The 13708-nt window shown below is 73.0% G+C and carries 14 protein-coding genes; all 14 read right to left on the minus strand.

Annotated features, from left to right (window positions below):
• Positions 1-90 precede the first annotated feature (90 nt).
• Positions 91-417, minus strand: a complete 327-nt coding sequence (locus HJG52_RS19995; RefSeq protein ID WP_171245401.1) for a hypothetical protein — start codon at positions 415-417, stop codon at positions 91-93.
• Entirely contained in the window at positions 414-662 is a 249-nt protein-coding gene (locus HJG52_RS20000; protein WP_171245402.1) for a hypothetical protein, read from the minus strand. Before HJG52_RS20000 ends, HJG52_RS19995 begins: the two co-directional genes overlap by 4 nt.
• 53 nt (positions 663-715) lie before the next feature.
• Positions 716-1528: a hypothetical protein gene (locus HJG52_RS20005; protein ID WP_171245403.1), complete on the minus strand. Its 813-nt coding sequence runs from the start codon at positions 1526-1528 to the stop codon at positions 716-718.
• 359 nt (positions 1529-1887) lie between these two features.
• Positions 1888-2484 (minus strand): TetR/AcrR family transcriptional regulator, encoded by a 597-nt coding sequence (locus HJG52_RS20010; protein WP_171245404.1) that lies wholly within the window; start codon positions 2482-2484, stop codon positions 1888-1890.
• A 174-nt stretch (positions 2485-2658) separates the two neighbouring features.
• The gene (locus HJG52_RS20015) at positions 2659-3480 is read right to left on the minus strand and encodes a hypothetical protein (protein ID WP_171245405.1); all 822 of its coding nucleotides are present in this window, start codon (positions 3478-3480) and stop codon (positions 2659-2661) included.
• Between the two features lie 665 nt (positions 3481-4145).
• Entirely contained in the window at positions 4146-7670 is a 3525-nt protein-coding gene (locus HJG52_RS20020; RefSeq protein WP_171245406.1) for a LysM peptidoglycan-binding domain-containing protein, read from the minus strand.
• Positions 7667-8089 (minus strand): pilus assembly protein TadG-related protein, encoded by a 423-nt coding sequence (locus HJG52_RS20025; RefSeq protein WP_171245407.1) that lies wholly within the window; start codon positions 8087-8089, stop codon positions 7667-7669. The genes HJG52_RS20020 and HJG52_RS20025 overlap by 4 nt, the downstream gene beginning before the upstream one ends.
• Before the next feature lie 77 nt (positions 8090-8166).
• The gene (locus HJG52_RS20030) at positions 8167-8613 is read right to left on the minus strand and encodes a TadE family protein (RefSeq protein ID WP_171245408.1); all 447 of its coding nucleotides are present in this window, start codon (positions 8611-8613) and stop codon (positions 8167-8169) included.
• Positions 8610-8948, minus strand: a complete 339-nt coding sequence (locus HJG52_RS20035; RefSeq protein WP_240978297.1) for a TadE/TadG family type IV pilus assembly protein — start codon at positions 8946-8948, stop codon at positions 8610-8612. The genes HJG52_RS20030 and HJG52_RS20035 overlap by 4 nt, the downstream gene beginning before the upstream one ends.
• A 131-nt stretch (positions 8949-9079) precedes the next feature.
• Positions 9080-9346: a hypothetical protein gene (locus HJG52_RS20040; RefSeq protein WP_206071192.1), complete on the minus strand. Its 267-nt coding sequence runs from the start codon at positions 9344-9346 to the stop codon at positions 9080-9082.
• Positions 9347-9444: 98 nt separating this feature from the next.
• The gene (locus tag HJG52_RS20045) at positions 9445-10368 is read right to left on the minus strand and encodes a type II secretion system F family protein (protein WP_171245410.1); all 924 of its coding nucleotides are present in this window, start codon (positions 10366-10368) and stop codon (positions 9445-9447) included.
• Positions 10365-11255: a type II secretion system F family protein gene (locus HJG52_RS20050; protein ID WP_171245411.1), complete on the minus strand. Its 891-nt coding sequence runs from the start codon at positions 11253-11255 to the stop codon at positions 10365-10367. Before HJG52_RS20050 ends, HJG52_RS20045 begins: the two co-directional genes overlap by 4 nt.
• A complete protein-coding gene (locus HJG52_RS20055; RefSeq protein ID WP_171245412.1) occupies positions 11252-12886 on the minus strand; it encodes a TadA family conjugal transfer-associated ATPase in 1635 nt (544 codons plus the stop codon). Before HJG52_RS20055 ends, HJG52_RS20050 begins: the two co-directional genes overlap by 4 nt.
• Entirely contained in the window at positions 12883-13707 is an 825-nt protein-coding gene (locus HJG52_RS20060) for a hypothetical protein (RefSeq protein ID WP_171245413.1), read from the minus strand. Before HJG52_RS20060 ends, HJG52_RS20055 begins: the two co-directional genes overlap by 4 nt.
• Position 13708 lies beyond the last annotated feature (1 nt).

The following is a 13708-nucleotide window of genomic DNA, read 5'->3' on the forward strand; positions in this document are numbered from 1 at the left end:
CAGAAGGCTTCACTCGGCGATCGGCTGGCAGAGCCCAATCGCGTTCGAGAACGCCCACCACGCTGCACTCAACCTCGAGGAGCAGTTCGTTTAACAAGCGGCGGCGAACCCGTGCCGCTTCACGGCGGTGCTCGCGCCGGCCAGCCCGGACGCGGCCGGTGGCGCGCACTCGATGAGCCGACACGACGCACCCACGGCCTCGGTGAGGGCGAGGGCGGTCGTGGAGGCGCCGACACCACCGCCGCAGCCGAGCACCGGGATGATCCGGCCCCTCGGGGGGTGCCACGCGCCGGCGGGTGCCAGCCCAGCGGCATACGCCTGCGCGTGGGGGCTGTCGGACTGCAGGGCCCGCCAGGCCCGTTTGAGCTCGGCCACGGTGACCGGGCGGTCGGCGGTCCGGGTCGGGGTGGCGGTCATGCGAGCTCATCGCCCAATGCGCGGCGGCGGAACTCCAAGGCGGCGCGCAGGTCGGCGGCGGGCAGCGTCTTCAACGCGGCCTTCGCCTGCTGCACCTCGCGCAGCTGTGCGACGCACCCGTCAAGCAGCCGGATCGCCTCGTCCTCCCGGCCGGCGATGTCGAACAGGTGAGCGACATCGGCAGTAGATCGCTGCCCCGCCTGCCTGATGGCGTCGGGGGTCGGGTCGCGGTTGTCGTCGGTCACGGTGATCACCTCGACCACCCGAAGGTGCCCGGGGCGGGTGCGGCGGTCACCGTTCATGCGGAGATTCGTCGGGTCTGGCAGACCTGCGAGAGCGCCTCGATGCTGCGGCCGGCGCGGCGGCGCACCGTCACCGGGGCGATGCCGTACTCCTTCGCGACCTGCTCGGACAGCTCGTTTGACAGCAGGCCGCCGCGGCCGCGGCGGTACGTCGTCGCGTCGGACCGGTCCGCGGCCGCGACCAGCGACAGCAGCAGGCTGCGGTCTTGGTCGCTGATCACCCGGTTGTCGCACGCCCAGGACAGCAGGTCCAGCAGCTCCTCCGCGGCGGTGGGTTCCGGCTGAGCGTGGGTGGCGCGCAGCTCCCCCCAGAACGACGCGTCCGGCTCGACCTGGTAGATCTGGTGCCACGTCGGGTCATGGCGCGCCAGCTGGCTCGCGGCGTCGCACTCCATCAGGACACCGGTCCGGGTGTTCATCAGGATGTTGGCGGCCACCCTGGTCAGCCGCTCCCACGCGAAGCTGCGGATCTCCAGCCACAGCTGCGCGGCCACGACCTCGTCGATCCGCTCCGACAGGGTCCGCAGCCGGTGCGCGAGCAGACACGCGCCCGGCAGCAACGCCCACGCAAGCGTCGCCGCAGCAGCCCGGTCGTCACCCCCGTCGATGGCAGCGCGCCTCGCCAAAGCCTGGAGGACCTCGTCAGCATCCCTCTCCGTGGCGCGTTTCAGCCAGGGCCGGAGAGCCCCGAGGTCTGTGACCGGGTCGAGCCGCCCGTCGTCGCGGGCCCAGTCCCTCCATCTGCGAGCCGCGAGAGCGAGAAGCTCGCCGTCCTCGTCCTCGATGCCTAGCTGCTCGGCAACACCCATCGCCGATCCCCTTCCGCCGTGTCGAACACGGCGAAAGATCGGCGACCAGCGTCACCCGACCCGTGCCCCCTCAGCGGCTCGGAGGCGGAGGTACGACGGGGGTACGACAGGGGTACGAAGGCGTTTGCGCAGGTCAGCGCACGTACCCCAAGTTCTGGGATGTGGCTTGGTTGTCCAGGCCAGGTAGAGCCAACAGGACAGTGTTGGGTCGCCGCGAGATCTTGAGTCATGCGGCACCTGAAATGTCAGGACTGGCGCGGGGCAAGATCCGCGATCCTTAGTCGGGCCGAGTCCGCTCCAGGGACTCCGCCTACGGACTCCGGCTGCGGGTCACCGCCTTCTGGGCGGGACGTGGCGGGTCAGCCGCGTCGGGGGGGTGCGCGGAACACGAGCGCGTCGATGTCGGCGCGGAGGGTGTCGTCGATGGGTTGGAGCCGGAAGAGCAGCCGGCGCATGGTGATCGAGATGAGGGTGTCGGTGAGCAGCGCGAGGTCGACGTCCGGGTCGAGCTCGCCGCGGTCCTGTCCGGCCTGGAGCATGGCGTGGATGCCGGCGTTCCACGTGTCGGCGACGTTCTGCAGCTCGGGGCGTAGCGCCGGGTTGGTGCCGGCTGCGGCGAGCAGTTCGGCCAAGACGGTGGCGTACCGGTTGCCTTCGGCTCCGGCGATGACGGTCTGCATGAGCAGGTTGAGGTCGCCGCGCAGGGTGCCTGTCTGCAGGGTGGGGAAGGGGCGCGACGCCTGCCGGTAGGCGTCGACGAGCAGGTCGTCCTTGTGGCGCCAGCGGGTGTACATCGTCGTCTTCGACACGCCCGCGCGCCGGGCGACGCGGTCCATCGACAGGTGGTCCCGGCCGGCGTCGGTCAGCTCCTCGAGGACGGCGTGCAGGACCCGGTCGACGACCGTCGGGTCGGGCAGTGAGCCCCCGACGCGTGACCCGGCTGGCCTGCTCGACATTCGTTCGGTCCCCCTACTCTCCCGGGCTGCGACGTCGGAGCCGACTCTATGCGCTCGAGGGCTCGTGAAGCCGGTTGGGCCGGGCCGTCGGGGACGAGTGCTCGTCCGGACGGCCCGGCCGTTGCCGGCCCCGCCGGTCCGCGGTGCCGGGACTCCGCTGGACCGACGGGGATGTCAGGGAGCGGTCACGAACGAGGCGATGCACTCGCCCTGGTTCTTCCATGTACTGCCGATCGCCCAGCCGCCGTTCTTGCACTCGTCCTTGCTCGCGGCCCCGGCCTCGAAGTCGAAGGTGGAAGAGCCGGTCGCCGTGCTGAGGGTGGCGCCGTCGAACGCGGTGTACAGCGAACCCGGGGCCTGCGCTCCCCCGTAGACGTCGCCTTGCGAGAGATAGAGCAGGTCGACGCGCAGAGACGCGCTACCCCATGGGAAGCGTTCGGCGATCTCCTGCAGGGTGGCCGTCTGCTTGGACGCGTCCGGGAACAGCGAGTCGAAGAAGACCGAGCCGCGCTGCTCCATTGTCCATTGCGTGTCGCCGGCCAGGTCGAGCTTCGTCCACGTGTCATCGCCGATCGCGAGCTGGGGGTTGTCCTGCGCGCGGAGCTCGAGTTCCAGGTAGGCACCAGCGCCGATGTCCATGATGAGCTTGAACGTTGGCAGCGTCTTGTGGACCGAGTTGCCGTCGCGGTACGCCCAAACCGAGAGCTCGGTCAGGTCCCCGAGCAGCCAGGCTTCGGGCTGCCCTGCGATCCTGAATCGCGACCACAGGCCGGCCGCAGCCTCGTTGTGTGCGCCGTCGTCCGTGGCGTTGACGGTGTCGACCTCGAGCGCGCTGCGCCCGAACCCCTGGGGGGCGCCATAGTTCCCGGCGATCTCCACGCGAGCCGTGCCCCAGGTGTATGCGTAGACCTCGTCCGCCGACGTGATCGACACGGGTGCTGCCATCGCGCTCGAGGCACTGAGCACGACCGCGGCGAGAGCTGCCAGCCCGGTCACGGCCGGCCTTCTCGCCAGCCGGGAGAGGGCAGGTCGGGGGTGAGTCGGGTGTCGATGAGGCATGGGGAAGCTCCTGAGTTCAGGTCCAACCCGCTCCAGCGCAGGCGCGCCGAAGGGACAGGGAAGGAGGTGGATTCACCGGCGGCCCCCGCCTGAAGTGAACGGTACGGTTCAGACCATACATGCCGCTGAGGCAGCATGAGTGGGAGTCGCAGAATGCGGACACCGCCGAGGAAGGCGTTCCCCACTGGGACGAGGCTTCGGCCAAACGATGCTGGGTGCCGCCCTCCCCTCGCCGGCGGGGGACCGGGGCGCTGAGCGACCGAAGGAGGCGTCGGCGATGCGCTGACGTACGCTCCGGTCCCGGGTGTGCAGGGTGTTCGACTGGAGCGGGGGCGGCCGCGCCTCAGCTCGCGGGCCTTGTCCCGAGCCGGGTGCGGTATTCGCGGGTGCGCCGGATGCGGTCGTGGATCTCGCGTCGCTGCCCCGGCGGGCCCCTCGGTCACCCACGTTGATGATGGGCGCCGCCCTTGTCTCGTCTGCCGGCCGAGCCGCCGTCCGAAAGAGATGGGAGGCGAGTCGTGGCGTTCTGGTCCGGCGGGCATCCGAGACTCGCGCGAAACCAGGACAGGTCTTCTCTGCTGTGCCTTGTCTGAGATGCAGTTTCAGCTCGCGTGCTCTGACCTGAGCCAATGGTGCCGTTCGATGATGCGCTGGGTGCGGTCGGGGAGCTCGTCGGGTGCGCCGTCGACGTCAGTGCGGTTGCAGATGTCGTCGGTGGCGATGCGTTCGGCTTCTTGGTGGTGGCCTTCGGCTGCGGCGACGGCGGCGAGGTCGAGCCGGGGGATCTCCTCGTAGGGGGCTGCGAGGCATGCGAGCTCGGTGGCGGCGCGGGCCGTGCGGTGGTCGCCTGCTTGGAGGCTGTGGGTGGTGACGAGGTGGGCGACGTCGACGACGGCGCAGAGCATGTGGTGGTCGAGGCGGTCGCCTTCGAGCAGCCAGGACCAGCCGCCGGGGCGGAGCCGGTCGAAGGGTCGGCCTTCGACGAGGGTGAGGGCGCGGCGCAGGTCGGGCATGCCGTCGGCGCCGCGGGCTTCGCCGCGCAGGCGCAGGCGTTTGAAGAGGTCGACGTCAACGAGGACGTCTTCGACCTGGTAGACGCCGACGCCGCGGGCCTTGGCTGCGGGGGCTTCTCGTGCGTCGGGCAGGTGCTTGCGGCCGGTGCGGGGGTTGACCCCGAGCCAGTCGCGGACGATCTTGACGTCGTTGCGGGCCCTGGCTGGGGTGAGGGAGAACGCGTCGGCGAGCTCGTCCGGGGTGGCGCCGTAGGGCCTGGTGGCGAGGTAGGCGAGCAGCTCGGTGTAGTACGGCTTGCGCTTGGTCAGCGCGACCCCGCGGGTGCGGGCTCGGACCGGCCCGAGGAGGGTCAGGCGGGGCAGGTCGCAGCCCTCGGAGGACCAGGCCTGCAGGTCCCGGTCGAGATCCGGGTCGGCGTCCTCGACGAGGTGGCGGGTCTCGGGGGTCACCGCCGCGGCGAGGGTCTCGAGGTCCTCGGTGGTCGTGGCGGCGACCTGCAGGTAGTCCTCGTCGCGCAGGTCGAGGATGGAGGTGGGCCGGTCCTCGGCCGTGGTGACGGACGTGAGGCTGACCCGGGTGAGGCTGTGCTCCACGCGCAGCGCCCCGGCCTCGTCGGCCAGGCCCCGCCAGCCCCGCGCTTCGGGGTCTGCCGGGATGGGGTCGTCGGAGGCGGTGTCCGCTTGGGCGAGCAGGGCGGCGCAGCCCTTGGCCTCGTCGGGGGTGAGCCCGACGGCGATGAGGTCGAGCCCGACAGCCGGGACGGTGACACGCCCCTCGGGGGTGGCGTGCACCGCGACGCCATCGGTCGCACCAGCCTGGCTGGTGAGGACGACGGAGGTGGCGGTCATGCCCGGGTGGTCGGTGATGAAGGCGCGCAGCTGCTGCACGGCGGCGTCCTGTGCGGCGACCTCGTCCAGCAGCAGGAGTGTCGCGTGCCAGTGTTCCGCGCCGGTCTGGGCGGCGCGGGCGGTGGGCACGTCGAGTGCGGCGTCGCTGGCGCGGTGCAGGGTGCTCGTCGCGTCGGTCAGTGCCTCACCGGCGACGGTGTCGGGGGTGGGCTGGGCTCGGACGCGGTCGGGGTTGAGGGCGGCGAGCTCTTCGGCGACGCCGATGCAGTGCACGGTGACGCCGTGCGACCAGGGGTTGCAGGCCAGTTCGGCGGCGAGGTAGCGGGCCAGGTCCTGGGCGTAGGTGGGGTCGCCGGTGATCGTCAGGGGCGTGAGCAGCTCGCAGTTGAGCAGCCACGTCTCGCCGGTGTCCGCCGTGCCGACAGTCACCAAGAGCGGGTACGGCGCCGGCTGGTCGGCCACGAGGGGGCCGACTTCGTCCGGGCCGGTGGTCGTAGGCAGGTGCCAGCGCCGGTCTCCTGCCGATCGCCACGGCGCGGGTGCGTCCTGAGTTTGGCTGAGGTGCAGTGTCAGCTCGGTGGGGCCGAGCTGGAGGGCGGCGAGCTGTGGCATCGGCTCGGCGGTGGCGGTCTGGGCGGCGGCGAGCCGACGGAGGACCTCGTCGAGCCACTCGACCTTCACGGCCGCGGGTTCTCCGGTGACGGTGACGGTCTTCTCGACGGGGGCCAGCTCGGGCCCGGGGACGGCGATGGTGCGGCCGGGCCGGCGGGCGCGGAACTGGGCGCGGCGGCGGGCGCGCAGCGCAAGGAACATCGACCCGGCGAGGATGCCGCCGGCTCCGGTCAGGCCGGTCAGCAGCCAGGCCGGCGTGACGGTCCCGTCGCCCATGCCGTCCTCTATGTCGGTGTCGGTGTCTGCTGCCGTCTGGCGCGTGTCGGCCCGCGATGCCGCTGTCGTCGCGGGGGCGGGTGACTCCGCGGGCAGGGTTGTCGCTGACGCCGCTGTCCTTGGGGTGGGTGTCGGTGTCGCGGCGGACGCCCCGGCCGGGTTCGCGGTGTCGGGGGTGGTGTCGTCGCTCCGTCGCTCTGTCGCCGGCTCCTGTGTCGCGCTCCCGGATGCTGTCGCGGCACTGTCGTCCGCCGTAGCACCGTTGTCGTGCCTGTCGATGGTGCTGAGGTCGGCGGGTCGCCGGTCGGGACGAGGGTCGAGTTGTGAGGTGTCGCGGCCGTCGTCTGCGGTGGGGGTGTCGGGGATGGTGAGGGTCCAGCCGATGTCGATGACGTCGGGGTCGGTCAGCCGTGCGCCGCCGGGCTGGGGGGTGTCGCGGGAGGCCTCGAAGATCTCGGGGTATCGGTTCGGGTCGCCGAGCTCGGTCGCGGCGATCTCGGACAGGGTTTCGCCGCGCTGGACGACGTGCAGGCGACCTGTCGCGTCGCCGTCCGGTTCTGTCGTCCCGTGCGTGACATGGGTTGTCGGTGTCGGGGCGGGCAGGCGCAGGGCGGTGCCGGGGGTCAGGAAGTCGGGGCGGGCGCCGAGGATGTCGCGGTTGAGGGCTGCGATCTCGGGGTAGCGGCGTCCGGATCCGAGGTGTTCCTCGGCGATGGACCAGAGGGAGTCGCCCTGTCGCACGACGTGTCGCCGGCGGGCGACGCTGTCCGCAGTCCCTGTCATGGGGGCGTCCGGGGTGTCGCCGACCTGTGTCGCTGGCCCGGTTCGGGGGTCTGCCCCGGCCGCTAAGGTCCCGTTGGCTGTCTGAACCATGGCGGACATCGACGGCTCTGCTGTCGTCGCACCGGAGCCGCTGCTCGGGTATCCGGTCGTCGCTGTCGCGGCCGGCGTCGTGGGTGTCGTGCCGGTGGCGGCTGCCGCGGCGGGTGTCGCCAGCGGGGTGGACACGAACAGCAGCGCGGCGGCGGTGACGAGCACCCGGGCTGCCCCTTGGGGCAGGGCCAGGCCGGGGAGCGGCCGGACGGTGCGGCCGCGCAAGGCGGCGGCCACCTCGGTGAGGATCGACCCGGCCAGGACGACCCACGCGAGCCAGCCGAGGATCACGAAGGCGGTGACGGCCAGGGTGCCGTCGTCCGGGCGCGTCAGGGCACCGGTGAGGTCATCGAGGGACGGGAGGCGGTTCGGGATCCCGCCGACGGCGAGAAGCACCGCGGGCAGCCCGCCGAGGATCGCGAGGACGGCGAGGGTGGCGGCGAGCCCGGTCAGTCGGGCCCGTACCGTCGAGGAGGCCGGGGTGGTCATCGGTTGCTGGGTCATCGTTCGACGCCTCCTAGGGTGCGGGCGATGCGGGACTCGGCGGCGCCGGTGACGGTCAGCTGGTTGATGCCGATGAGGCCGAGGAACGTCGTGTCGTAGGTCGCGGTGGTGGTCACGATGACGGTGTCGCCGCCGCGCAGGCTGGCGGTGCCGGTCACGTCGGCTGCGGCGAGGTAGTCGCGGGCGGCCGCGACTGCCGGGCCGGGGTCGGCTTGGACGGCGAGGCCGCGGACGGCGAGGGAGGCTTGGAGCTGCTGGCCGCCGGCGCGGGCGGCTTGGGCGGCGATGTCGCGGGCGTACTGCTGGGCGTGGACCTGTCCGCCGAGGTCGACGGCGAGTCCGACGAGGATGATCATGACGAGCCCTGCAGTGGCGATCCAGATGCTGATCGAGCCCTGCTCCGCCTGCCCGCCGGCCATCAGGGAGCGCGGCCGCGGCGTCCGAGGGGGTGCGGCACGGGACGGTCTCTGCGGCCTGGTCGGTGGCGGGTGCATGGTCATCGCTCCCGGTAGGTGTCGATGGGCGAGCTCATGGTGGCTGTGACGGTTCTGGTGCCGGGCACGCCGGGGACGGCGAGGTCGGCCAGGTCGACGACGCAGCTGACGGTCGCGGTGACCGTCGCGGGGGTGCCGACCGGGGCGCCGAACCCGGAGGCGTCGACGTGGACTTGCTGGGTGACGCAGTGGACGTCCTGGTCGGTCAGGCTGCCGGCGGCCGCCGAGTGTGCGTCGGCGACGGCGGCCTGCTGGGTGCGGGCGATGGACGCGGATCGGGCGGCGGAGGCTGCGGCGGACTCGATGGCCTGGTGGGCGACGGCGACGCGGCCGGCGAAGATGATCAGGCCGACGAAGAGCAGGAACGCGGGTACGCCGATGGCGGCCTCGATGGCCGCCGATCCCCGATCGTCTCGGGCTCGCCGGCGAACCCGTCGGTGGCTGGTCATCGGGTGAGCCGTTCGACGGGCGCAGTGGCTGACTGCTCGAGCAGCGGAGCCCAGCCGGGGATGACGCTGAGGGATCGGCCGCGGACCGTCACCGTGGCCGTGGTCACGGTTCGGGCGCCGCTGGCCACGACGCCGGTCAGGACGTTGTCGCCGCCGGCGTCGGCGACGAAGTCGAGGGCGGCCCGGGTGCCCTGGTTGGTGGTGCCGGTCTCGGCGGCGGCGGCGCGGGCGCCTTCCTGCGCGGCGGCGATCGCGACGGTGCGGGCGTGGTAGTAGAGCGCGGCCTGCATGCCGAGGAACATCACCGAGAACAGCACCGGCAGCAGGAACACCATCTGGATCGACGCGGACCCGCCCTCGCGGCCACCTTCGGGCAGGCGGCGCCCAGCGACCCGCGGCCTCCGTCCCCGTTGGGGATCCGACCGGTGTCTCGGGCGGGGCGTGGAGCGCGTCATGGCGGGAACCGTCAGCGGATGTTGCCGGCCTGGGTGGCGACGTAGGACTTCACCGCGGCGACGACGATCCCGACGATGGCGATGACGGCGACGGCCCAGATGACCTGCTCGATGGTCACCGACCCGCGGTCGCCGGGACCGTGCGGACGGCGCAGCGAACGGACCCGGTCACACTGTCCGTCGAGCTGGTGGGCGAGGTGGTCGGTGAGCCGTCCGCCGAGGGTGTGCAGGGTGGCGGCGAGCCGGCCGATGATCTGGTTCTGGCTGTTGAGGTTCATGGTGGTGCTCCTTGCGTGGAAGCGGGCTTGAGGACGTCAGGGTGTACGGATTCCGTTGCGGTGCAGCGCGGCCGGGCGGCGATGCCGTGGCGGGGTGGTCAGGGGCCGTCACCTCCGAGGACGCGCAGCAGGGAGGGGGCGACGAGGATGGCCAGGAAGATGACCCCGAGCAAGCTCATCGGGATGGACATGCGTTCGCCGACCTCGTTGGCCTTGGCCAGCTCGGCGTTGAGCATCGCGGCGCGCATGCTGGCCGAGCGGGCGCGCAGGTTGCTGTAGATCTGGGCACCCTGCTCCCCGGAGAGGCGCATGATGTCGGCCAGCTCGTCGAGCTCGGGCAGGCCGAGCTCGTCGGCGAGGGCGTGCAGGGCCTCCCACGGCGCCTGCCCGGACCAGCGGGACCGGGCCAGCTCCTCCCCCAGCCGGCGGAACACCCAGCTGTCCCCGACCGCGGCGGCGACCTCCATCGCCTGCCTGGACCCGCTGCCGCTGTTGCGTTCCAGCGCCACTAGGTCGATGTACGCGCCGAGCGCGCGGGCGAACTCGGCGCGGGCCTTCTTCGCGTCGTCGCGGACGTTGTAGTCGGGCAGGAAGAACATGACCGCGGCCAGCGCGAGCGTGCCGAGCGCGGGGACCGCGACGGGCAGGGGCAGGCCGATGAGGGCGAAGAACGCGGCCAGCACCGGCGGGATGAGCAGGCCGACGACGGCGTAGAGGACCTTCTCCCCGTAGAACCGGGCGATCGGCATCCGCAGGATCGCCAGCTCACGCGTCGGCGTCCGTGCCCAGGCCGCGGCGGGCAGGGTCCGCATCGCCCACACCCCGAGCCGTTCCCGCCCGTCCGCCGGCGCGCCAGGGCTGCCGTCCCCACCGTGGGTGCCGGGGCGGGTGGGCCGTCCTGGGGCGAGGCGGGTGAGCACGTCGGCGAGGTCCGGTTCGGCCGGGACGAGCCGCCACAGCAACAGCGCCGCGCCGAGCCCGACGAGGGCCCCGGCGGCCAGCGCGAGCTGCAGCCCGGTCATCGCCGGACCCCCGTGTCGTGGGCGCGGGCCGGGGTGCCGATGAAGCGCGGCAGGGCCGCGCCGGTGGCCATCCGGCGCATCCACACCAGCGTGAGAACGTACAGAGACAGGAGCAGGGCCAGGAGCGCCTGCCCGAGCGGGGTGCCGTAGGGCTCGATGTAGCTGCCGGTCAGGGCCAGGACCGCGAGGACGCTGACGGTGATGATGGTGACCCAGCGCGCGGTGGCGCGGGGCTTGGCGCGGTCGGCCTCGATCTGGCGGCGGGCGCGGACGTCGGCGGCGACGGACTCGGCGAGGCTCTCGAGGATCGACGCGAGCCCGGCGCCGCGGCGGCGAGCACCGAGGATGAGGTTGGCTGCGACAAGGTCACCGGTGGCGTCGTCGAGCTCGTCGGCGAACGCGCGGAGCGCGTCCTCGGTGGACCAGCGGGCCCGCAGCCGGGCGACGAGCCGGGACACCTCGGGGCGGATCGCGGCCGGGGTGGAGCGCAGCGTGGCGATCAGGGCCTGCTCGAGCCCGACGCCGACGGTCAGCACCCCGGCCAGGGAGCGGGTCCACTCCTCCATCGCCTCGAGCCGGTCGATCCGCGCGGTCGACGCCGGCGGCGACAGCAGGACCGGCACGCCCGCGACGGCGGCTGGTGCGAGCACGATGGCGATGAGCCACCCGGTCCAGAGCGCGACGGCGGCTCCGGCGAGGGCTCCGACTGCCAGCAGCAGCCGGGTCCGCCGGCTCACCCGGGTCAGGTGGGCCAGTCTCGCCACCAGCGGGGTGGTCGGATGCCGCTGGGCTGGGTCCCGCACGGCCCGCCGCCGCGCGCCGACGGCCAGGCCGATGAGGCCGGCGACGACGAGCGCGCCGGCGAGGGCGGGCACGGCGGGGGTCATGACGCCGCCTCCCCCGGCTGATGGTGGGGCGGGTGGTGGGCGGCCTGCGCGTAGAACCCAGCCAGGTCGAACCCGTACCGCTCGAGGGCCCGGTACTCGTCCGGCAGGACGCCCGGCACCGCCGGGCCGGCCTGCTCTGACTGCCCCGTGCCGCTGGGGGTGAAGACGTGGGTGGTGGCGTAGCCCTTCTCCCGCTCGCCCGGGGTGACCGCGAGGATCTCGGAGACCCACCGGTCGCGGCGCGCCGTCCCGTCGGGCAGCGGGGTGGTGTCGAGGTGGAGCTGGACGACGAGGTCGATGTTCTCGGCGACGGCACGGGTGGCGTAGTCCTGGGTGACGTGCGCGCCGGCCTCCATCGCACAGGTCACCAGCTTGCGCAGCGCGGCCTCGGCGGTGGCCGCGTGGGTGGTCGAGATCGACCCGGCACCGGACTCCATCGCCTTGATCATCGCCAGCACCTCCCGGCCGCGGACCTCTCCGACGATCTGGCGGGAGAGGTTGAACCGGAAGGAGTCGTAGAGGGCCTCGTCGATGCTGAACTCTCCGGCCTGCCGGCCGTCCGGGCCGCGCTCCCCGGATCCGGGGCGGGCCTCCCACGCGTGGACGATCGGGTGCACGTCGGGCAGCTCGTGCAGGTGCAGCTCGTACTCGGTCTCGAAGGTGCCGATCGCCTCATGCGTGGGGATCTCCGCGCACAGGGCCCGCACCATCGTCGTCTTGCCCGCGCCTTGGGGGCCGGCGACGACGACGGACTTGCGCGCGCGGATCGCGGCGGCCAGGAACGACGCGGCGAGCGGGGTGAGGGTGCCGCGGTCGACGAGGTCGGCGAGGGTGACCCGTCGCAGCCGGTGCCGGCGGATCACGACCGACGGACGGGGGGTGACCCACGCGGCGGCGGCGAGGCGGGCGCCGCCGTCGAGGCGCAGGTGCAGCCTCGGCTGGGCCTCGCTGAACGGGCGGGCGTTGACCTCGGAGCGGGAGGCGAGGAAGACGAGGAAGTCGATCAGCTCGTCGTCGCTGTCCGCGACCGGTGGTCCGGGCAGCAGGGTGCCGTCGGTCAGCTCGAGCCGGACCGTGTCGTGGCCGGTGATGATGATGTTCTCGACCCGGTCGTCGTCCACGAGCGGCTGGAGGCGACCGAGGCCGAACAGGGCGTCGAAGACCGCGGTCGCGAGGGCCTGCTGGTCGTGCGGGGTCCACGGGTCCCGGCCGGCGGAGACCTGCTCGGCGGCCTCGGTCTCGAGCAGCTCGAGGATGATCGAGCGGCCGAGCTCGCGCTGCGCCTGGCGGTCGAGCCGTCCGCGGTCACCGCCGAGGGCGGCGCTCAGCTGCTCGGAGGCCTGCGACCGGAACGCCGCGACCAGCGCCCAGTCGAGCCCCGCGGACCCCGCATCCGCGCCGGCCCCAGATGAAGGGGCGACGGGCTGCGTGTACGTCTGGTGGACAGTGAGATCCGCCGGTAGCGGCGTTGCAGGGTCAAGGTCAGTTGGGGTGAGGCGGAACTTGGACCGCTCCCGCCCCGGACGCGCCGGGCCCGCGACTGCTGGGGCGAAGAGGGGCAGGCTCGTCGGGTCAGAGGCCCCAGTGCCTGAAGCTGCATCGATGGGGCGTGTGCCGTTGTGCTGGGTCATCGGGCCACCCCCTCGACCGCGTCGTCGTGGACGTGGCTGGCTGGTGCCACGGTGGCCCGGCTCGCGGTGATGGTCGCCTCGATCGCGGCGCGGGCCGCGCGGAGGCTCCGCACGAGCGGGCTGGACTCGAACCGCCGCGGCGGGGGCGCGCCGTGAGAGAGGACGGCGGCCGCGGCCGGGTCCCAGGCGATCCCGGCCACGACGGGAAGGCCGAGGACCTTTGCGACGTCGGCGGCGGCATACGGGCGCTTGTCCCCGACGAGCAGGAGGCCGAGCGCGCCGGAGGCGCCGCCGGTCTCGAGGTCTTCGCGCAGCGTCTGCGCCCACGACTTCGCGCCGGACAGGGAGACCAGGTCGGTGCGGACGGTCAGCAAGGTCAGGTCGGCGCCGCGGATGAGGGGCTCGGGTGAGCCGGTCAGGCCGAGCCGGCCGGCGTCGACGATGACGTCCTGGCCGGTGCGCTCGAGCGCATGAAAAGCGTGACGGAGGGGCTCCCACACGTGGGTGAGGCTGCGGGCCTGGGCGTGGCTGCGGATACCGGGCAGCAGCCACGCCTCGTGCTCGCGGGCGGGGTCGGGGATGGGCATGAGGGTGCCGGGCAGCGCGGCCTCGACGTGGTCGTCGCGGTGGGCCAGCGCGAGGTCTATCAGGCCGCGGCCGGGGGCGATGGTGCCGCGGAAGTAGCCTGCCAGGATCGGGGACCCGCCGGTCGGGTCGGCCTCGACGAGGACGACCGGGCGGGGCCAGGCCAGCGCCAGGCCGACGGCCGTGGTGGTGGCCCCGGGGGACCCGGAGGCTGAGGTCAGCACGATCAGCGCCACG

The sequence above is a fragment of the Knoellia koreensis genome (genome assembly GCF_013041615.1).
Classification (GTDB): domain Bacteria; phylum Actinomycetota; class Actinomycetes; order Actinomycetales; family Dermatophilaceae; genus Pedococcus; species Pedococcus koreensis.

Excerpts from the sequence above, each read along its gene's own strand:
- HJG52_RS19995 (WP_171245401.1), bottom strand. The coding sequence starts at position 417 with ATGACCGCCACCCCGACCCGGACCGCCGACCGCCCGGTCACCGTGGCC.
- HJG52_RS20005 (WP_171245403.1), bottom strand. The coding sequence starts at position 1,528 with ATGGGTGTTGCCGAGCAGCTAGGCATCGAGGACGAGGACGGCGAGCTT.
- HJG52_RS20010 (WP_171245404.1), bottom strand. The coding sequence starts at position 2,484 with ATGTCGAGCAGGCCAGCCGGGTCACGCGTCGGGGGCTCACTGCCCGAC.
- HJG52_RS20020 (WP_171245406.1), bottom strand. The coding sequence starts at position 7,670 with ATGACCCAGCAACCGATGACCACCCCGGCCTCCTCGACGGTACGGGCC.
- HJG52_RS20025 (WP_171245407.1), bottom strand. The coding sequence starts at position 8,089 with ATGGCCGGCGGGCAGGCGGAGCAGGGCTCGATCAGCATCTGGATCGCC.
- HJG52_RS20030 (WP_171245408.1), bottom strand. The coding sequence starts at position 8,613 with ATGACCAGCCACCGACGGGTTCGCCGGCGAGCCCGAGACGATCGGGGA.
- HJG52_RS20035 (WP_240978297.1), bottom strand. The coding sequence starts at position 8,948 with ATGGTGTTCCTGCTGCCGGTGCTGTTCTCGGTGATGTTCCTCGGCATG.
- HJG52_RS20040 (WP_206071192.1), bottom strand. The coding sequence starts at position 9,346 with ATGAACCTCAACAGCCAGAACCAGATCATCGGCCGGCTCGCCGCCACC.
- HJG52_RS20045 (WP_171245410.1), bottom strand. The coding sequence starts at position 10,368 with ATGACCGGGCTGCAGCTCGCGCTGGCCGCCGGGGCCCTCGTCGGGCTC.
- HJG52_RS20050 (WP_171245411.1), bottom strand. The coding sequence starts at position 11,255 with ATGACCCCCGCCGTGCCCGCCCTCGCCGGCGCGCTCGTCGTCGCCGGC.
- HJG52_RS20055 (WP_171245412.1), bottom strand. The coding sequence starts at position 12,886 with ATGACCCAGCACAACGGCACACGCCCCATCGATGCAGCTTCAGGCACT.